The organism is Streptomyces sp. CAI-85 (assembly GCF_013363615.1).
GTDB lineage: Bacteria > Actinomycetota > Actinomycetes > Streptomycetales > Streptomycetaceae > Streptomyces > Streptomyces antibioticus_B.
Map to the genome: position 1 here is coordinate 324,354 of NZ_JAANNX010000001.1, position 18,980 is coordinate 343,333.

General features: G+C 72.0%; 16 protein-coding genes. 2 read left to right on the forward strand and 14 right to left on the reverse strand.

Going from position 1 to position 18,980, the window contains the following annotated elements:
* Positions 1-40 precede the first annotated feature (40 nt).
* The 7 genes from G6W55_RS01360 to betA form a co-directional block, all read right to left on the reverse strand.
* The gene (locus G6W55_RS01360; protein ID WP_175518847.1) at positions 41-1,273 is read right to left on the reverse strand and encodes a sarcosine oxidase subunit beta family protein; all 1,233 of its coding nucleotides are present in this window, start codon (positions 1,271-1,273) and stop codon (positions 41-43) included.
* Between the two features lie 16 nt (positions 1,274-1,289).
* The gene (locus G6W55_RS01365; RefSeq protein WP_175518849.1) at positions 1,290-3,728 is read right to left on the reverse strand and encodes an FAD-dependent oxidoreductase; all 2,439 of its coding nucleotides are present in this window, start codon (positions 3,726-3,728) and stop codon (positions 1,290-1,292) included.
* Positions 3,729-3,929: 201 nt separating this feature from the next.
* Positions 3,930-4,907 (reverse strand): ABC transporter substrate-binding protein, encoded by a 978-nt coding sequence (locus G6W55_RS01370; RefSeq protein WP_175518851.1) that lies wholly within the window; start codon positions 4,905-4,907, stop codon positions 3,930-3,932.
* 13 nt (positions 4,908-4,920) lie between these two features.
* Positions 4,921-6,915 carry a proline/glycine betaine ABC transporter permease gene (locus G6W55_RS01375; protein ID WP_175518852.1) on the reverse strand — a complete coding sequence of 665 codons (1,995 nt, stop codon included), beginning with the start codon at positions 6,913-6,915 and terminating at the stop codon, positions 4,921-4,923.
* Positions 6,912-8,000: a glycine betaine/L-proline ABC transporter ATP-binding protein gene (locus G6W55_RS01380; protein ID WP_175518855.1), complete on the reverse strand. Its 1,089-nt coding sequence runs from the start codon at positions 7,998-8,000 to the stop codon at positions 6,912-6,914. The genes G6W55_RS01375 and G6W55_RS01380 overlap by 4 nt, the downstream gene beginning before the upstream one ends.
* Positions 8,001-8,020: 20 nt before the next feature.
* Positions 8,021-9,490: an aldehyde dehydrogenase family protein gene (locus G6W55_RS38440; protein WP_175518857.1), complete on the reverse strand. Its 1,470-nt coding sequence runs from the start codon at positions 9,488-9,490 to the stop codon at positions 8,021-8,023.
* An 86-nt stretch (positions 9,491-9,576) separates the two neighbouring features.
* Positions 9,577-11,250 (reverse strand): choline dehydrogenase, encoded by a 1,674-nt coding sequence (gene betA, locus G6W55_RS01390; RefSeq protein WP_175518859.1) that lies wholly within the window; start codon positions 11,248-11,250, stop codon positions 9,577-9,579.
* A 151-nt stretch (positions 11,251-11,401) separates the two neighbouring features.
* Between betA and G6W55_RS01395 the strand changes: the two genes are divergently transcribed.
* A complete protein-coding gene (locus G6W55_RS01395) occupies positions 11,402-12,199 on the forward strand; it encodes an IclR family transcriptional regulator (RefSeq protein ID WP_175518861.1) in 798 nt (265 codons plus the stop codon).
* Between the two features lie 4 nt (positions 12,200-12,203).
* Here the strand turns inward: G6W55_RS01395 and G6W55_RS01400 are convergent, their stop codons facing one another.
* From G6W55_RS01400 to G6W55_RS01415, 4 genes are all read right to left on the reverse strand, one after another.
* Positions 12,204-13,337 carry an aromatic ring-hydroxylating dioxygenase subunit alpha gene (locus G6W55_RS01400; protein WP_175518863.1) on the reverse strand — a complete coding sequence of 378 codons (1,134 nt, stop codon included), beginning with the start codon at positions 13,335-13,337 and terminating at the stop codon, positions 12,204-12,206.
* 56 nt (positions 13,338-13,393) lie between these two features.
* On the reverse strand, positions 13,394-14,554 hold the full coding sequence (locus G6W55_RS01405; RefSeq protein WP_175518865.1) for an FAD-dependent oxidoreductase: 1,161 nt from the start codon (positions 14,552-14,554) through the stop codon (positions 13,394-13,396).
* Entirely contained in the window at positions 14,551-14,913 is a 363-nt protein-coding gene (locus G6W55_RS01410) for a bifunctional 3-phenylpropionate/cinnamic acid dioxygenase ferredoxin subunit (protein ID WP_085206474.1), read from the reverse strand. The genes G6W55_RS01405 and G6W55_RS01410 overlap by 4 nt, the downstream gene beginning before the upstream one ends.
* A 177-nt stretch (positions 14,914-15,090) precedes the next feature.
* On the reverse strand, positions 15,091-15,726 hold the full coding sequence (locus G6W55_RS01415) for a hypothetical protein (RefSeq protein ID WP_175518867.1): 636 nt from the start codon (positions 15,724-15,726) through the stop codon (positions 15,091-15,093).
* 231 nt (positions 15,727-15,957) lie between these two features.
* On the opposite strand from G6W55_RS01415, the gene G6W55_RS01420 reads away from it, so the two are divergent.
* Entirely contained in the window at positions 15,958-16,395 is a 438-nt protein-coding gene (locus tag G6W55_RS01420) for a DoxX family protein (RefSeq protein WP_175518869.1), read from the forward strand.
* A 105-nt stretch (positions 16,396-16,500) separates the two neighbouring features.
* On the opposite strand, the gene paaE is transcribed toward G6W55_RS01420, so the two are convergent.
* The 3 genes from paaE to paaC are packed head-to-tail and all read right to left on the reverse strand — an operon-like array spanning position 16,501 to position 18,949.
* Positions 16,501-17,610 carry a 1,2-phenylacetyl-CoA epoxidase subunit PaaE gene (paaE, locus tag G6W55_RS01425; RefSeq protein ID WP_175518871.1) on the reverse strand — a complete coding sequence of 370 codons (1,110 nt, stop codon included), beginning with the start codon at positions 17,608-17,610 and terminating at the stop codon, positions 16,501-16,503.
* Positions 17,610-18,125: a 1,2-phenylacetyl-CoA epoxidase subunit PaaD gene (gene paaD, locus G6W55_RS01430; RefSeq protein ID WP_175518873.1), complete on the reverse strand. Its 516-nt coding sequence runs from the start codon at positions 18,123-18,125 to the stop codon at positions 17,610-17,612. The genes paaE and paaD overlap by 1 nt, the downstream gene beginning before the upstream one ends.
* Positions 18,119-18,949: a 1,2-phenylacetyl-CoA epoxidase subunit PaaC gene (paaC, locus tag G6W55_RS01435; RefSeq protein WP_175518875.1), complete on the reverse strand. Its 831-nt coding sequence runs from the start codon at positions 18,947-18,949 to the stop codon at positions 18,119-18,121. Before paaC ends, paaD begins: the two co-directional genes overlap by 7 nt.
* Positions 18,950-18,980 lie beyond the last annotated feature (31 nt).

Sequence of the window (18,980 nt, forward strand, 5' to 3'; positions counted from 1 at the left end):
TCGGCTCCCATGGTTCGGTTCCCCGGTGGGGTTCGGTTCCCTAGTGGGCCACGGCGGCGGCGCGGTGCTCGTCGACGAGCGCGCCGGTGGTGAAACGGTCCAGCGAGAAGGGGGCGTTGAGGGCGTGCGGGCTGTCGTGGGCGATGGTGTGGGCGTACACCCAGCCGACACCCGGGGTGGCCTTGAAACCGCCCGTCCCCCAGCCGCAGTTGAGGTACAGGCCGGCGACGGGGGTGAGCCCGACGATCGGCGAGGCGTCGGGGCTGACGTCGACGATGCCGCCCCAGGTGCGCAGCACATGGGCGCGGGCGAACACCGGGAACAGTTCCAGGGCGGCGGCCATCTGGTCCTCGATGACGTGGAAGGCGCCGCGCTGGGTGTACGAGGTGTAGGCGTCGATGCCCGCGCCCATGACGAGTTCGCCCTTGTGGGCCTGGCTGACGTACACATGTACCGCGTTGGACATGACGACCGTCGGGTGGACGGGTTCGAGGAGTTCGGAGACCAGGGCTTGCAACGGGTGGCTCTGGAGCGGGAGTTCGATGCCGGCCATGCGGGCGAGGACCGAGGTGTGGCCGGCCGCGCAGAGCGCCACCTTGCCGGCCGCGATGGAGCCAAGGTTCGTCCGCACCCCCACGATCCGGCCGTCGCGAACGTCCAGGCCCGTGACCTCGCAGTTCTGGATGATGTCGATGCCCGCCGCGTCCGCGGAGCGGGCCAGGCCCCACGCCACGTGGTCGTGCTTGGCGATGCCGCCCCGGGGTTGGTACGTGCCGCCGAGGACCGGATAGCGCACGTCCGGTGAGGTGTTGACGATCGGGCAGACCTCGCGCACACCGTCCGCGTCCAGCCACTCCGCGTCCACGCCGTTGAGCCGGTTCGCCTCGACGCGGCGCACGCTGTCGCGGACGTCCTGGAGACCGTGGGCCAGATTGAGCACGCCGCGCTGGGAGAAGAGGAGCGGGTAGTCGAGTTCCTCCTCCAGGCCCTCCCACAGTTTGAGGGCGTGCTCGTAGATGCCGGCGCTCGCGTCCCACAGGTAGTTGGAGCGGATGATCGTGGTGTTGCGGGCCATGTTGCCGCCCGCGAGCCAGCCCTTCTCCAGCACGGCGACGTTCGTGATGCCGTGGTTGCGGGCGAGGTAGTGGGCGGTGGCGAGGCCGTGTCCGCCGCCGCCCACGATCACCACGTCGTACGACGTCTTGGGCTCGGGGTTGCGCCACAGCCGGTCGGGGTGCTCGGGGAGGCCGTCGCCGGGGGTACGGGGGCTCATCGGACGCCTTCCTCTCTCAGCCGCGGAGCCGGGACATCGCGGGGTCGAACAGGGGCTCCTCGGCGACGACCGCGGGCACCCGCCGGTCGAAGTAGCCGATGTCCAACGCGGTTCCGGGGACGGCGAGTTCGGCCGGGAGCCAGGCGTAGGCGATGCCCTTGCCGATCGTGTAGCCGTAGGCGGCGCTGGTGACATGGCCGACCGCGCGCGGGCCGTCGTACACCGGCTCCTTGCCCATGACGACCGACCGCGGGTTGTCGATGGTGAGGCAGGTCAGTCTGCGCCGGACGTCGGCTCTACGGCGTTCCAGCGCGGCCCTGCCGATGAAGTCGCCCTTGTCGGGCTTGACGGCGAAGGCGACGCCGGCCTCGTAGGGGTCGTGCTCGTAGGTCATGTCGGTGCCGAAGGAGCGGTAACCCTTCTCCAGGCGGAGGCTGTTGAAGGCGCCGCGCCCGGCGACGGCGCCGCCGAGCGGCTCGGCCGCGCGCCACAGGGTGTCCCAGAGTTTCAGGCCCTGGTCGGCGGTGGTGTACAGCTCCCAGCCGAGTTCGCCGACGTAGGAGAGCCGCATCGCGGTCACCGGGACGCTGCCGAGGTAGGTGTGTCCGGCGCGGAAGTACTTGAGGCCGTCGTTGCTGAAGTCGTCGTCGGTCAGGGGCTGGAGGACCTCCCGGGCCAGCGGGCCCCACAGGCCGACGCAGCAGGTGCCCGGGGTGAGGTCGCGGACCTGGACCGTGCCGTCGGCGGGGAGATGGCGGCGGAACCAGTCGAGGTCGAGATTGCCGTTGGCGCCGACCTGGAAGCGGTCGGGGGCGAGGCGGGCCACGGTGATGTCGCTGCGGATGCCGCCGTCGTGGCCGAGCAGCAGGGTGTAGGTGACCGAGCCGACGGACTTGGCGACCTTGCCGGTGCACAGCCGTTCCAGGAAGGCGGCGGCGCCCGGGCCGGTCACCTCCAGGCGTTTGAGGGCCGTCATGTCGTACATCGCGACGGTCTCGCGGGTGATCTGCGCCTCGGCGCCGACGATCGGCGACCAGTGGCGCGCGGCCCAGTCGTTCGGGGTGGGGATGTCGCGGCCCTCCACCAGGCGGGCGTTGGCCTCGTACCAGTGCGGGCGTTCCCAGCCGTTCGCCTCCAGGAAGTAGGCGCCGTGCGCCTGTTGCCGCGGGTGGAAGGGGCTGGTGCGGATCGGGCGCGGGTCGCCGGAGGGCTGGAGGGGGTGGAGGATGTCGTAGACCTCGACGAAGTTGCGGCAGTCCCGGGTCAGGACGTACTCCGGGGCGAGCTGGTGCGGTTCGAAGCGGTTGACGTCGCACTCGTGGAGGTCGAACGAGGAGCAGTGGCCGTCGACCAGCCATTCGGCGACGGCCCGACCGACACCGGCGGAGTGGGTGACCCAGACCGCCTCGGCGACCCAGAAGCCCTTGAGGTCCGGGGACTCGCCGAGCAGCGGGAAGTTGTCGGTGGTGAAGGAGAACAGGCCGTTGACGCCCTCCTCGATCGCCGCGTCCTGCGTGGCGGGCAGCAGGGAGGTGGTCTCGGTCCAGGCGTCGGTGAAGTCGTCCTCGGTGAACTTCAGGACCGACGGCATGGTGGCGGCGTCGTCGAAGGGGAGGATGTCGTCGGCGGCGACCGGCATGGGGCGGTGGCCGTAGAAGCCGATGCCGAGGCCGTCGAAGCGGTCGCGGTAGTAGAGGTCGGCGTCCTGGTGGCGCAGGATCGGGCGGACCGCCTCCTCCTTCTGGCCGGCGAGCGCGGGGATCGGGCCGGTCCAGGCGAGCTGGTGGGCGAGCGGGGTGAGCGGCAGGTTCATCCCGGCCATGCGGGCGATGCGCGGGCCCCAGATGCCGGCGCAGCACACCACGACGTCGGCGGGGATCTCGCCCCGGTCGGTGCGCACGCCGGTGACACGGCCGTCCTCCCGCAGGATGTCGAGGACTTCGTGGCGGGCGAGGCAGCGCACGCCGCGTGCGCCGGCCCGGCGGAGCTGTGCCTCGACGGCGAGGACGGCCTTGGCGATGCCGTCGGTGGGCACCAGGAGGCCGCCCAGGACGCGGTCCGGGTCGAGCAGGGGGTGCTGGGCCACGCACTCGGCGGGGGTCAGCAGCCGGGCCTCCACGCCCCAGGCGGTGATCCAGCCGTGCCGGCGGTGCAGTTCGGTGAGGCGCTCCGGGGTGGTCGCGACCTCGAGGCCGCCGACCTGGAGGAAGCACGGCTCGCCGTCGACGTCGAGGGAGCTGAACTTCTCGACGGTGTAGCGGGCCAGCTCGGTCATGGTCTTGGAGGAGTTGGTCTGGAAGACCAGGCCGGGGGCGTGCGAGCTGGAGCCGCCCGTGGCGGGGAGCGGCCCCTGGTCGACCACGGTCACCTCGGTCCAGCCGCGTGCGGAGAGTTCGTCCGCGAGTGCCGCGCCGACGACCCCCGCTCCGATGATGACCACGCGGGGTCCCGCCATCGCCGCACCTCCGGTCCGAAGCGAAGTTGCTGTGTGCGCAACATGACTCAGGTTGCGCAACTCAGCGTGCCCGTCCGGGGAAGGGGGTGTCAAGAGGCCCGGGACGCGGGGGAACGGTCCCGGACACGGCGATGCCCGGAGGGCGGCGCGACACGACGCGCACCGCCCTCCGGGCATCCTCGAACCGCCCTACCGCATGGGTTACTTGAGCCAGGCGTCGACCTTCGCGCGGTTGGCGTCGACCCACTTCTTCGCGGCCGCCTCCGGGGTCATCTTGTCCACCGCGATGTACTTGGCGACCACGTTCTGGTCGTCGTTGGTCCAGGTGAAGTTCTTGACCAGGTCGTACGCCGGGCTGCCGGACTTGGCGAACTTCGCGCTGACGAGCTTGTCCAGGTCGTAGACGGGATAGTCGCAGGCGACCTTCTCCGCGTCGGCGTCACAGCCCTCCTCGTACGGCGGCAACTCGACCTTGACGAGAGGCACTTCGGACAGGAACCACTGGGGCTCGTAGAAGTAGCCGATCACCCATTCCTTGTTCTTCTCGGCCTTGCGGAACGCCTGGATGAGCGCGGTCTCGCTGCCCGCGTACACGACCTTGAAGTCGAGTTTCAGATTCTTGACGAGCGCCTCGTCGTTGGTGACGTACGACGGGTCGCCGTCGAGGAGCTGGCCCTTGCCGCCCGACTCCGACGTCTTGAACTTCGCCGCGTACTTGTTGAGGTTCTTCCAGTCGGTGATGTCGGGGTGGGCCTTCGCCAGCCACGGCGGCACGTACCAGCCGATGATGCCCTTGTTGCCGGTCGGGCCGGCCTCCACGGCGGTCTTCTGGCCGGTGACGTACTTCTTCTTCAGGTCGTCGTGGCCCCAGTTCTCCAGGATCGCGTCGACCTCGCCGGTGCCGAAGCCCTGCCAGGCGATCTCCTCCTTGAGATCCTTCTGGGTGACCTTGCAGCCGAGGTCGTGTTCCGCGACGTACGCGACGACCGCCGCGTCCGCCTCGTACCCCACCCACGGGTTGACCGCCAGGTTGAAGGTGCCGCACGAGCCGGAGCCCGACGAGCCGTCCGCGCCCGAGGAACCGTCGCCGACCTTCGCGCCGCCGCAGCCGGCGGCGGCGAGGGCGAGGACCGCCACGCCGACCGCACCGGCTCTGAGGTGTTCTGCCTGCCTTGCCATGGTCCGTAGCTCCTTACGCGCTGGTACGCCGCGCCGCTGCCTGGGTGATCCGGTCGAACATGACACCGAGAAGGACGATGGCCAGCCCCGCGGCGAGCCCCTTCCCGTACAACTGGCCCTGCGAGAAACCGGCCACGACGTCGTAGCCGAGGGCGCCCGCGCCCACCAGACCGCCGACCACGACCATCGACAGGACGTAGATCAGGCCCTGGTTGGTCGCGAGGGTCAGGGCGCCGCGGGCCATCGGGAGCTGGACCTTGGTGATGAGCTGCCAGGTGCCGCACCCGGCCGCGGTGGCCGCCTCCACGGTGGCGGCGGGCACCTGCCGCACCCCGTCCGCGACGATCTTCGTGGCGACGGGGGCGGCGTAGACGACGGCGGCGACGATCGCCGTGAAGCGGGTCGCCCCGAACAGGGCGAGGAACGGCACGAGATAGACGAACGGCGGCATCACCTGGGCCGCGTCGAGCGTGGGCCGGACCAGCCGGTCCACCAGTGCGCTGCGCCCCATCCAGACGCCGAGGGCGACCCCGAGCAGCATCACCAACACCGTGGCGACGAGCGTCGAGGCGAGGGTCGTCATCGCGTCCGACCACAGCCCGGTGCCGACCAGCAGGCCCACGCACACGGCAGCGGTGATCCCGGCGCGCCGCCCGCCGAACACGGTGCCGAGCGCGACGAGCACGGCGCCGACGAGCCACCACGGGGAGTCGGTGAGCAGGGTCTGGAAGGGGTTGAGCAGTCCCTCGGTGAGGACGTCGCGGACGGTGTTGGTGAGCCCGGAGAGGTGGTCCTGCACCCAGAGCGTGGCGGTGTCGGCCGCGCTCGCGATCGAGCGTCCGACGCCGCCCTCGCCGGGGAACTCCGCCGCCCACACATAGGTGTGCGAGAGGTAGACCAGGACCAGGGCGACCGCCGCGCCCGCGCCGAGCAGCGGCCGCCGCCAGGCCGCGAAGCGGCTGCCGGAGCGCCGGGCGGCCTCCGCGCGCACCCCGGCCGCGGTGGTGACCCGGTCGAGGACGATCGCCATGACGACGATGGACAGGCCCGCGTTGAAGGCGGTGCCCACGTCGAGCGACTGGAGCGCCTGGACGACGGTCTTGCCGAGGCCGGGCGCGTCGATGAGGGCCGCGATGGTCACCATGGCCAGCGCCGCCATGATCGACTGGTTGACGCCGAGGATCACGGTCCGCCGGGACAGCGGCAGCAGGACCTTCACCAGGGCCTGGCCGCGGGTCGCCCCGAGCGACTCGGCGGCCTCGACGGTGGTCTCCGGCACGGACCGTACGGCGTGCGCGGTGATCCGGACGGCGGGCGGCGCCGCGTAGATCACCGTGGCGATGGTGGCGGAGGCCGGGCCGATGAGGAAGAACAGCGTCAGCGGCGCCAGGTAGACGAAGGTCGGCATGGTCTGCATGAAGTCCAGGAACGGCTTCAGGACCCGGTCGACGCGGTCGGAGACGCCCGCCCACACGCCCAGCGGGATCGCGAACAGCAGGGCCGTCACCACCGCGGAGAGGGTGAGCGCCAGGGTGTCCATGCTCTCCTGCCACAGGCCCTGGAGCCCGAGGAAGGTGAACCCGGCGACCGCGAGCAGCGCGACCCGCCAGTTGCCCACGGCCCAGGAGACATAGCCGGCGAGGCCGACGACACCGAGCCAGCCGATCTGCGGCAGGGGCCGGTCGGCGGAGGGCTGGGAGATCAGCTCCTGGACGAACGTCACGAGGGTGTCGACGACGAGGCGGATCTCGTTGAAGAAGTAGAGGAAGAGCGGGTTGGAGTCGCGGTCGGCGCCGATCGCGTCGTTGACGTCGTTGAACCACCGGTGCAGACCGGTGAGGTCGGCCGCCGCCAGGGACAGGGTGTGCCGGCCGCGCAGCGCGGCGAACAGCACCAGCCAGACGCCGAGGATCACGGCGACCAGCAGGGGCCGGCCGATCCGGCGGTCGCGCCGGACGGGGGCGGGCGCGGGGCCGGCCGCCCTCGGTTTCTCGACGACGGCGGTCACCCGTCGCCCTCCCGGCCGGCGACCACCGCGAGGATCTCCTCGTCGCCGACGATGCCGAGCAGTTCGCCGTTCTCGACGACCTTGACGGGTTTCTCGGCGGCGAGGACCGCGCGGGTGGCCTCCCGTACGACGACGTGGGGGCCGAGTTCGGGGCCGTCGAGGGCGTCGTCGTCGGTGGGGGCGCGCATGATGCGGCGCAGGGTGAGGACGTCGCCGCGGGGCACGTCCTTGACGAACTCGCGTACGTAGTCGTCCGCGGGGGCGCCTACGAGATCGTCGCCGGTGCCGCACTGGACGGTGCGGCCGTCGCGCATGATGAGGATGCGGTCGCCGAGTTTGAGGGCCTCGGAGAGGTCGTGGGTGATGAACACCATCGTCTTGCCGACCTCGCGGTGCAGCCGGACGACCTCGTTCTGCATGTCGCGGCGGATCAGCGGGTCGAGGGCGGAGAACGGCTCGTCGAAGAAGAGGACGTCGGGGTCGCCGGCCAACGCCCGGGCGAGGCCGACGCGTTGCTGCATCCCGCCGGAGAGCTGGTCGGGGTAGGCGTGTTCGTAGCCGGCCAGTCCGACGAGTTCCACGACCTCCCTGGCCCGCCGGGTGCGTTCGGCCCGGCCGGTGCCGCGGATCTCCAGGCCGAAGGCGACGTTGTCCAGCACCTGGCGGTGCGGCAGCAGGCCGAAGTGCTGGAAGACCATGGAGAACTTGCTGCGCCGCAGCTCGCGCAGGCGGGCCCGGTCGGCGCGGCGGATGTCCTCGCCCTCGAACTCGATCAGGCCGGCGGTGGGTTCGACCAGCCGGGTCAGACAGCGCACCAGGGTGGACTTGCCGGATCCGGAGAGTCCCATGACGACGAAGACCTCGCCGGGCCGGACGTCGAAGTCCACGGCGCGGACGGCGGCGGTGCAGCCGGTGCGGTCCAGCAGTTCGCGGCGGGTCAGACCGCGCAACTCCTCGGAGTCCGGGACCCGTTCGGCCTTCGGCCCGAACACCTTCCACAGATTGCGCACGGAGACGACCGGGGTGGCGGACGCGTCCCGCGCGGTGCCGCGCGGCGGGGGGACCTCGGTCCGGGTGGGGGTCACGATCGACCTCTTTTCGGCGTTCAGCCGCGGAACCAGCGCTGCGGCCGGGGTTGGATGTTCTGCCAGATGTGTTTGGGTTCCCGGTATTCGTCCAGGCCGGTCGGTCCCAGCTCCCGGCCCACACCCGAGTGCCCGAAGCCACCCCATTCCGCCTGCGGCACATAGGGGTGGTAGTCGTTGATCCACACCGTGCCGTGGCGCAGCGCGCGGGCGACCCGCTGGGCCTTTCCGGCGTCCTGGGTCCAGACGGCTCCGGCGAGTCCGTAGTCGGTGTCGTTGGCGATGCGGACGGCGTCGTCCTCGTCGGTGAAGCGCTCGACGGTGAGCACGGGTCCGAAGGACTCCTCGTGCACGACGTCCATGTCCTGCCGGCACTCGTCGAGGACGGTCGGCGGGTAGTAGTGGCCGGCGGCGAGGGCGGGGTCGTCGGGGCGGCGGCCGCCGCAGCGCAGGACGGCGCCCTCGGCGAGGCCGGCCGCGACGTACGCCTCGACCTTGTCGCGGTGGGCGGCGGAGATCAGCGGCCCGGTCTCGGCGTCGGGGTCGAAGGGGCCGCCGAGGCGGATCCTGCGGGCGCGGGCGACGACCTCGTCCACGAAGCGGTCGTGCAGGGAGTCCTGGACGATCAGGCGGGCGCCGGCGGAGCAGACCTGGCCGGAGTGCAGGAAGACGGCGGTGAGCGCGAAGTCCACCGCGGTGTCGAAGTCGGCGTCGGCGAAGACCACGTTGGGGTTCTTGCCGCCGAGTTCGAGGGCCACCTTCTTCACGCCCGCCGCGGCGGCGGCCATGATCCGCCGTCCGGTGGCGAGGCCGCCGGTGAAGGAGACGAGGTCGACGTCGGGGTGGTCCGCGAGGGGCGCCCCGGCCTCGGGTCCGGCGCCGAGGACGAGGTTGGCGGCGCCGGCCGGGAGCCCGGCCTCTTCGAGCGCCCGCATGAGCAACACGGCCGTGGAGGGAGTCAGTTCACTGGGTTTGAGGACGAGCGTGTTGCCGGCCAGCAGGGCGGGCGCGACCTTCCAGGACGCCTGGAGCAGCGGGTAGTTCCAGGGGGTGATCAGTCCGCACACGCCGACCGGTTCGTACACGACGCGGCTCACGGCGTCGTCCCTGCCGGTGTCGATCACCCGGCCCGCGTCGGTGCCCGCGATGCCGCCGTAGTGGCGCAGACAGGAGACGACGTCGGCGATGTCGTACTCGCTCTCCACCAGCCGTTTGCCGGTGTCGAGGGATTCGGCGCGGGCGAACTCCTTGGCGTCGCGCTCGATCAGGGCGGCGGTGCGCAACAGCAGGGCGCCGCGCTCCCGTTCGGGGGTGCGCGGCCACGGTCCGGTGTCGAAGGCCCGGCGGGCGGCGGCGATCGCGGCCTCCGTGTCGGGGCGGGTTCCCTCGGAGACGCTCGCCACGAGGGTGCCGTCGGCGGGACATCGGATGTCCCGGAGGCCGCCGGCCACCGGGGCCCGCCATGCGCCGTCCACGTACAGGTCTGCCACGCGCCGAGCCTTTCCACCGAAGTGCGTTGCGCATTGTGCATCCGATTGCTTGTGGTGGAACACCTTGGCGAATGTCCTGACAGACGTCAAGGGGTTGTCTGTTTCCGGCCACCGGGGTGGCGGTAGTAGGCGGCCCGCGACGGCGCGAGGGGTTCCTTGCCGAGGATCAGGTCGGCGGCCTTCTCGGCGATCATCATCACCGGCGCGTAGATGTTGCCGTTGGTGACGTACGGCATCACCGACGCGTCCACGACCCGCAGGCCCTCGACTCCGTGGACGCGCAGGCTCGTCGGGTCGACGACGGCCATGTCGTCGGTGCCCATCCGGCAGGTGCAGGACGGGTGCAGGGCCGTCTCCCCCTCCCGGGCGACCCAGGCGAGGATCTCCTCGTCGGTCTCCACCGAGGGGCCGGGCGAGACCTCGCCGTCGTTGTAGGGGGCGAGCGCGGGCTGCGCGAGGATTCTGCGGGCCACCCGGATCGCCTCCACCCATTCGCGGCGGTCCTGCGCGGTGGAGAGGTAGTTGAAGCGCAGCGCCGGGTGTTCGCGCGGGTCCTTGCTCTTGATCTTCACCGAGCCGCGGGCGTCGGAGTACATCGGTCCGACGTGCACCTGGTAGCCGTGGCCGCCGGCCGGGGCCGAGCCGTCGTAGCGGACGGCGATCGGCAGGAAGTGGAACATCAGGTTGGGGTAGGCGACGTCCTCGTTGCTGCGGGCGAATCCGCCGGCCTCGAAGTGGTTGGTGGCGGCCGGGCCCCTGCGGAACAGCCACTGGAGTCCGATGAAGGGGGCGCGCCACTTGGCCAGGTACGGCTGCACGGAGACGGGCTGCCGGCAGGCGTACTGGACGTAGACCTCCAGATGGTCCTGGAGGTTCTCGCCGACGCCCGGCAGATCGTGGACGACGTCGATGCCGAGGGCGCCCAGTTCCGTCGCGTTGCCGACGCCGGAAAGCTGAAGGAGCTGCGGGGAGTTGATCGCCCCGCCGCACAGGATCACCTCGCGGGCGCGGACCTGGCGCGGCGCGCCCTTGCCGCGCCGGTACTCGACGCCGACGGCGCGTCTGCCCTCGAACAGCACGCGGGTGACGAGCGTCCGGGTCCGCACGGTGAGGTTGGGGCGGCGCCTGACGGGCTTGAGGTACGCCTTCGAGGCGGACAGCCGGCGTCCGCGGTGGACGTTGCGGTCGAAGGCGGCGAAGCCTTCCTGGCGGTAGCCGTTGACGTCGTCGGTGGGCGCGTACCCCGCCTCCTGGGTGGCGGCGAGGAAGGCGCCGAAGAGCGGGTTCGTCGCCGGGCCGCGTTCCAGGACGAGGGGGCCGTCGTGACCGCGGAACTCGTCGTCGGGGCCGGCCGCGAGACAGTTCTCCATCCGCCGGAAGTACGGCAGACAGTGCGCGTAGTCCCAGGTCTCCATGCCCGGACCGGCCGCCCAGCGCTCGTAGTCCAGGGGGTTGCCGCGCTGGAAGATCATGCCGTTGATGCTGCTGGACCCGCCCAGCACCTTGCCGCGCGCGTGGTAGATGCGGCGGCCGCCCATATGGGGTTCGGGCTCGGACTCGTACTTCCAGTCGTAGAAACGGCTGCCGATCGGATAGGTCAGCGCCGCGGGCATGTGGATGAAGACGTCCCACGGACGGTCGGGGCGGCCGGCCTCCAGGACCAGCACCGTGTTCGCCGGGTCCGCCGAGAGCCTGTTCGCCAGTGCGCTGCCGGCCGATCCGCCGCCGACGATGACGAAGTCGTACTGCAAAGGAGCCATGGGGCCTCGTCCCGCTCGCGCCGTCGATACGCCAGGCATGCTAGTACCGGCATCACAATGTGCACCAGGTTGCGGACCGCGCAACCTACCGACCCCGTATTTCAGGGCCGTTACTTGCGATCGCGTTGTTTACTACGCCTATAGTTTCACTGTGAGCAACTACAGCACTGACACCGAATCGTCGAATCCGCAGGCCGGCGGGGTCCAGTCGGTGGACCGCGCCATCAGCGTCCTGGAGATCCTGGCCCAGCGCGGCGAGGCGGGCGTCAGCGAGGTGGCGGGCGAGATCGACGTTCACAAGTCCACCGCCTTCCGGCTGCTCGGCGCCCTGGAGGCACGCGGTCTGGTGGAGCAGGCGGGCGAACGCGGCAAGTACCGGCTCGGGTTCGGCATCGTCCGGCTGGCCGGCGCGGTGACGGGCCGTATCGACATCACCCAGCAGGGCCGCCCGGTCTGCGAACGCCTCGCGGAGGAGATCGGCGAGACCGTCAACATCGCGGTGATGCAGGAGCGGTACGCGATCAACCTGTACCAGGTGCGCGGCCCCGGCGCCGTCACCGCGCACAACTGGGTCGGCCAGCTCACCCCGTTGCACGCCACGTCCAGCGGCAAGATCCTGCTCGCGCATCTCCCGGCCAAGGAGCGCGCCGCGCTGCTCACCGACGCCGGGCTGAAGAAGGTCACCCCGCGCACCATCACCGCGAAGACCAGGTTGGAGAAGAACCTCGCCGAGGCGCGGGAGCGGGGCTACGCCTGGACGCTGGAGGAGCTGGAGATCGGCCTGCACGCCATGGCCGCGCCGATCCGCGACCGGGACGGTCATGTCGTCGCGGCGCTCAGCGCTTCGGGGCCCTCGTACCGCTTCACCGAGGAGCGGCTGCACGAGCTGGCGCCGCTGCTGCTCGAGGGCGCGGGGGAGATCAGCCACCGGATGGGGCACCTGGGCTGAGCGGCTACGGTCGCCCCGCCGTGCCGAGGCGTTCGGTCACCCAGGTGTGGAAGGCGCCGATGTGGTGCTCGCTGGGCACCAGCACACCGCCCTTGGCGTACAGCCGGGAGCTCATGCCGGGCTGGGTGCGCTCGCACGCCTCGAAGTCCTGCCGGTTGACCCGGTCGAACAGTTCCACGGACCGGCTGACGTCCTGGCCGCTCTCCACGACGTGCGGGAGATAGAGCCAGTCGCACTCGACGACCGTGCGGTCGACGGCCGCCGGGTACATCCGGTGGAGGATGACGTGGTCGGGCACGAGGTTGATGAACACCTGCGGTTTGACGGTGATCGCGTAGTAGCGCCGGTCCTGTTCCTCGGCGACGCCCGGTATCCGGTCCAGGCCGGCCGAGCCGTCGACCGTGAAGCCCTCTATCCCCGCGCCGAACTCGGCGCCGTGGCCCACGTAGTACTGGGCGGCGTAGCCGTCGGCGAACTCCGGGAGCACCTCGGTGAGTTCGGGGTGGATCGTGGCGCAGTGGTAGCACTCCATGAAGTTCTCCACGATGAGCTTCCAGTTGGCCTTCACGTCGTACACGATCCGCCGGCCGACGGAGAGGTTCTCGATGCCGTAGTGCTCGATCGACTCGACGTCGCCGAGCCGGCCGACGACCTCGCCGACGACGTCCTCCTCGAAGGACGGCGGCTGTTCGGCGAGGCAGACCCAGACGTAGCCGAGCCACTCCCGGGTGGCGACGCTCACCAGGCCGTACGCGGTGCGGCCGACGTCGGGCATCTTGGTGAGGTTGGGCGCGGCGACCAAGGTGCCGTCCAGGCCGTAGGTCCAGGCGTGGTACGGGCATTGGAAGGCCCGTCTGACCTCGCCGGACTCCTCGGTGAGCAGTTTCGCCCCGCGGTGCCGGCAGACGTTGAAGTAGGCGCGGACCGTGTGGTCGCGGGCCCGGGTGACGAGGACGCTCTCGCGGCCCACGTCGACCGTGCGGAAGGCGCCGGGCCGGGCCAGGTCGGAGGAGCGCGCGACGCAGAACCACATGGTCTCGAAGATGCGCTCCTGTTCCTGGGCGAAGATCCCGGGGTCGGTGTAGGAGGCGCCGGGGAGGGTGGCGATCAGGCTGTCGGGCAGGCCGGTGGAGGTCACGGTGCGCTCCTCGGGGAACGTCGTCGGGAGGGGGAGCGAGTGGATTGCGCGCGTGGTCAGGCGAGTTGCCTGCGCCAACGGGTGAACAGCCGGGGCTGGTTCATCCCCAGGACGGCCACCGGCCGTCCGGCGCCGCGGTAGACGGCCAGCACGTCACGCCCCTCGGGGGTGCCGGCCTCGACCGTCACGCTGTCGGCGCCGGCCGCGTGCCCGGCGAACTGGACGCGTACGCCGTACTGGTCCGACCAGAAGTACGGCGCCCTGGGCACGCCGGGTGGGACCGTGCCGCCCGTCAGCAGGGCGGCGACGGCGGCGGCCGGCCGTTCCCGGGCGCCGGTCCAGTGCTCGACCCGGCGGTGGGCGCCGGTGCGCGGGTCCCACCAGGCGGCGCAGTCGCCGACCGCGACCACCCCGGCCAGGTCGGTCCTGCCGTCCGGGCCGCAGACCACGCCGTCGTCCAGACGGAGGCCGGAGCCCTCCAGCCATGCGACGCACGGCCGGGCCCCCACGCCGACGACGACGAGGTCCGCCGGGACACTGCGGCCGTCCTCCAGCAGGACGGCGTCGACCCGGGCCTCACCGCCGAGCCCCTTGACGCCCACCCCGCACCACAGCCGTACGCCGTGGTCGGTGTGGAGGGCGGAGACGAGGGCGCCCATGGTCTCCCCGAGCGGTCCGGCGAGCGGGGTCGGGGCGGCCTCGATCACCGTGACGTCCAGGCCGAGGCCGGACGCGGTGGCGGCGACCTCGGCGCCGATGAATCCGGCGCCGATCACCACCAGCCGTCCGCCGAGGGCCAGTTCGTCGCGCAGGGCGCGGGCGTCGTCCAGGGTGCGCAGGGTGTGCACCCCGGCGAGGCCCGAACTGCCGGGCAGGGTGCGCGCGGTGGCGCCGGTGGCGATCACGACGCCGTCGGCGCGGACGCTCCGGCCGTCGGAGAGGTGAACCGTGGCACCGGGAAGGGACGTCGTGCCGAGGCGCGTGGCGCGGACGCCGAGCAGCCACTCCGCGCGCAGGTCCTCGCCGTCCGTCTCCAAAGCGAGTTCGGCTTCCCCGACGGTGCCGGACAGGAACTCCTTCGACAACGGCGGCCGGTCGTAGGGGCGATGGGCCTCCTCGCCGATGACGACGAGCCGTCCGTCGTAGCCCTGCCCGCGCAGCGCGCGTGCCGCCGACAGGCCCGCCAGGGAGGCCCCGACGACGGCGACCGTCCTCACGCGGGGCCCCCGGCGAGCCGGCTCGCGACGCAGGGCGGCAGACGGGGCGCTTCCGCGGAGAGCCGTACATGGATCACACCGTCCGCGACGACGACCTCGTGCGTGCGGACCGGGTGCTTGGCCGGCGGGGCGTCCACGGCACCGGTGCGCAGGTCGAACTTCGAGGCGTGCAGCGGGCATTCGACCTCGCAGCCCTCCAGCCAGCCGTCGGCGAGCGAGGCGTCCTGATGGGTGCAGGTGTCGTCGATGGCGAACAGTTCGCCGTCGTCGGTATGGAACACCGAGACCGGCGGATCGATGTCGAGCCGGAGAGCCTCGCCCCGCGGGAGATCCGCAAGACGGCACGCGGGAATCATCATGACACCTCGGTGCGTATAACGAAACGGATTGCGATAAGCGCAACGTCAGTCTGGAGTTGCCCCTGAACCCTTGTCAAGGAGTCCACAGGCCACGCCCGACCGGAGGAATCAGTTGCGCTTCACGCAATCCGGGGCGTCATGCGAAACACGTCGAGGGAGCCGTGACGGCCGCCGCGGTCAGTAGCGCTGGGCCTTGGCGACCTCGGCCGTCAGCGGGGGCTCCGGGGGCTTGCGGCTGATGGCGAGCGGGGTGGCCCGGGCGCCGGGCGCGAGGTCCTCCGCGCCGACGAACCGCGTCTCGACGACCTTGCCGTCGGCGTCGCGGAAGTCGACCTGCACGGCGTAGGAGGCCGTCTCGTCCGTGCGGTTGGTGATGTTCACGACGACCGCGAGCAGACCGCTCGTCTCGGAGCGCGGCTTTCCGGTGAGGGAGACGTCGGCGGTGGCGTTGCCCTTGCCGTCGACGTCCTTGAGTTCCTGTTCGGCGGCCCGGTTGGCGCGCGCCACCTCCGCGGAGACGGACGCCTCGAACTCCGAGGCCCGTGCCGAGGCGGAGGCGGCGGCGCTGGAGGCGGCCGCGCGGGCGGACTCCTTGACGGACGCGCCCAGCGAGGAGAGGGCGGAGGGCACCGGGCCGCTGAAGGAGGCGGTGTCGGGGGCCGAGGGGGTGACCGAGGCGTCGCCGTCACCGCCGTCGTCGCCGCACGCGACCAGCGCGGTCGCGCCCACGACGGTCATGACCACGCCGACGACGGCGGACGCGGCGCGGGTGCGCAGCAGCTTCGACTTCGCCTCGGACACGCCGTCGCTCATGGGACCGGACCCTTCGTGGAGTTTTCCATGACATTTCATGCCTTTTGACCGGCTCGCTCCATCGTGCCCCGCACGCTCCCCGGGGGCCACCCAGCACGGCGCGGAAGAGTGGCCCCCGTCGGCTTGAACCGCTCGGGTCCCACAGCCGTACGGAGTACCGGGAGACTCCGTGCCCGGCGCCCGCCGGCCGCGGTTCCGCCCGATCCGACACCACACGTTCGAGGAGTACCGATGACCACTTCGCGCCTCAGCGACGGGCTGACGACGCGCCAGCCCCTCGTGCTGGGTCTGTTCCGCATCGTCCTTGGCCTGCTCTTCACCAGCGAGGGCGCCGCCACGGTCTTCGGGGTGCTGGACCGCACGGCCAGTCCGGTGGGCGACTGGCCGTTCTGGTACGCCGGGGTCATCGAGCTGGTGTGCGGCGCCCTGGTCCTCCTGGGCCTCGGGACGCGCGGCGCGGCCTTCCTCTGCTCGGGGATCATGGCGTTCGCCTACTTCACCGAGCACCAGAAGGACGGCCTGTTCCCCCTCCAGAACGGCGGCCTCGCCCCCGTCCTGTTCTGTTGGGGCTTCCTGCTCCTGGTGTTCTACGGCCCCGGCGCGCTCGCCCTGTCGAGCCTGCTCCGCCGGGAGAACGGCGCCCGCTCCGGGGCACCCGAGGCGGCCTGAGACGCGGGCACGCGTCCGGCCCGTCGCCCCCGGTGTGCGGAGGGAGCGACGGGCCGGCGAGGTGCGGGGCCCTGGTTGTCGAAGTCGACGGCGAGGTGCGGAGTCCTAGCTGTCGAAGTCGACGGTGAGGGTCTCGGAGACCGGGAAGGTCTGGCAGGTCAGGACGTAGCCGGCGTCGACCTCGGCGGGTTCGAGGGCGTAGTTGCGGCGCATGTCGGCCTCGCCGTCGACGACCAGGGCCCGGCACGTGCCGCAGACGCCGCCCTTGCAGGCGAACGGCAGGTCGGGGCGGGTCTTCTGGGCGCCGTCGAGAATGGTCGCGGCGCGGGACAGCGGGCCGGTGGTGGAGCGGCCGTCGAGGGTGAGGGTGACCTGGCTGACCGGGCCCTCGGTGACGGCGTCCTCGTGGCGGACCTCGCGCACCGGTTCGTCGTCGGCGAAGAACAGCTCGCGGTGGACACGGTCCGCGGGCACCCCGAGACCGGTCAGGACGCGCTGTGCGTCGCGGACCATGCCGTGCGGGCCGCACAGCCACCAGTGGTCGGCCTCGGTGACGTCTACCAGGCCCTCGACGAGGGCGGCGAGCCGGTCGCCGTCGAGCCGTCCGCTGAGCACCTCGGCCTCGCGGGGCTCGCGGGACAGGACGTGGGCGAGCTGGAAGCGGGTGGGGTGCAGGTCCTTGAGGTCGGCGAGGTCGTCGGCGAACATCACCGAGTCGGTGCGGCGGTTGCCGTAGAAGAGGGTGACGCGGGAGCGGTCGTCGGCGGCGAGGACGGACTCGGCGATGGACAGCATCGGGGTGATGCCGGAACCGGCCGCGACCAGGACATGGTGTCCGGGCGTGGTGAGGTCGGGGGTGAAGGCGCCGGTGGGCGCCATGACCTCGATGACGTCACCGGGGCCGACCTCGTGGACCAGCCAGGAGGAGAACAGCCCGCCGGGCACCTCGCGCACGCCGATGCGGGGGCGGGCGCCGGCCGGTGCGCAGATGGAGTACGAGCGGCGTTCGTCGCGGCCGTCCACCTCACGGCGCAGGGTGAGGGACTGGCCGGGGGCGAAGGCGAACTCGCCGGCCAGCTCGTCCGGCACGTCGAAGGCCACGGCCACCGCGTCGTCGCACAGCCGCTGGACGCCGGCCACCCGCAGCGGGTGGAAGGCGGGCCGACGGCGGACCGCCCGGGCCGGGGCGGGGGCGGGGCTCAGCAGCTCTGCCATCAGATCTCCTTGACGTACTCGAACGGCTCGCGGCAGGCGAGGCAGCGCCACAGCGCCTTGCAGGAGGTGGCGCCGAACCGGGAGGTCTCCTCGGTGTCCGGCGAGCCGCAGCGCGGGCAGGCCACCGCGCGGCGCACCGGCGACAGCACCAGCGGTACCGGCCCTGGCGCGTGACGCGGCGCGGGTCCGGGCGGGGCGATGCCGTGCTCGGCGAGCTTGCGGCGGCCCGCGGGGGTGATCCAGTCGGTGGTCCACGGCGGGTCGAGGACCGTACGGACCTCCACGCGCGGGTAGCCTGCGGCGGTCAGCCGGGCGGCGACCGCGGCGCGCATCTCGGCCATCGCCGGGCAGCCGGAGTAGGTGGGGGTCAGGCTCGCGACGACGGTGCCGTCCGCGCCGACCTCGACCGACCGCAGGACGCCCAGGTCGGCGAGGGTGAGCATGGGCAGTTCGGGGTCCGGGACGTGCTCGGCGACGTCCCGGGCGCGCCGGACGTCCGGCAGGGTGGTCACCATGTCGCCCCCGGGTGGGCGCGGGCCACGGACTGGAGTTCGGCCAGCAGCGGGGCGAGGTGCTCGGTGTGGTCGCCGTCGCGGCCGGATCCGGCGAGCGGCTGCACGGCGGGCAGGGCGAGACCGGTCGCCTCCCCCACCTGGTCCAGGACGGCGAGGACCTCGCCGCGCACGTCGTGGGCCGCGAACAGCTCGGGCAGGTACGGGGCGACGTCCCGCAGGGCGGCCCGCATCCGGCGGTGCGACTCCTCGGTGCCGTCGCCCAGCCGCACCGCCCATTCGGCGGCCCACTGCCGGTGGTACGTCAGCTCCTTCACGCCCTTGACGGCGATCGCGGCGAGCACCGGGTCCGCGGTGCCCGTGAGCCGCTGGAGGTGCGCGAGCCGCCAACTGGAGAGCACCAGCAGCCGTACGACGCTGAACGCGAAGTCGCCGTTGGGCAGTTCGGCCAGCCGGACGTTGCGGAAGGCGGGCGCGTCACGGTGGTAGGCGTAGGCGTCCTCGTCGCGGCCGGTGCCGTCGGCGTGGCCGGTGCGCGCGTACAGCAGACGGGCCTGGCCGAGCAGGTCGAGGCCGATGTTGGCGAGGGCGACCTCCTCCTCCAGCTCGGGGGCGCGGGTGGTCCACTCGGCCAGCCGCTGCGCCGAGACCAGCGCGTCGTCGCCGAGGGCGAGGCAGAGCGCGGCGAGTTCCGCCCGGTCCACGCCGGCCGGGACGTCGGTGTCCACGCCGTGCAGCGGGTCCTCGAAGCCGGTGCCGAAGGCCCAGCGGGCGTCGCCGTCGTCGTGCCCCTCGGCGAGGGACAGATAGACGTGGTCCTCACTCATGCCCTGCTCCTGCTCATGCCCTGCTCCTGGA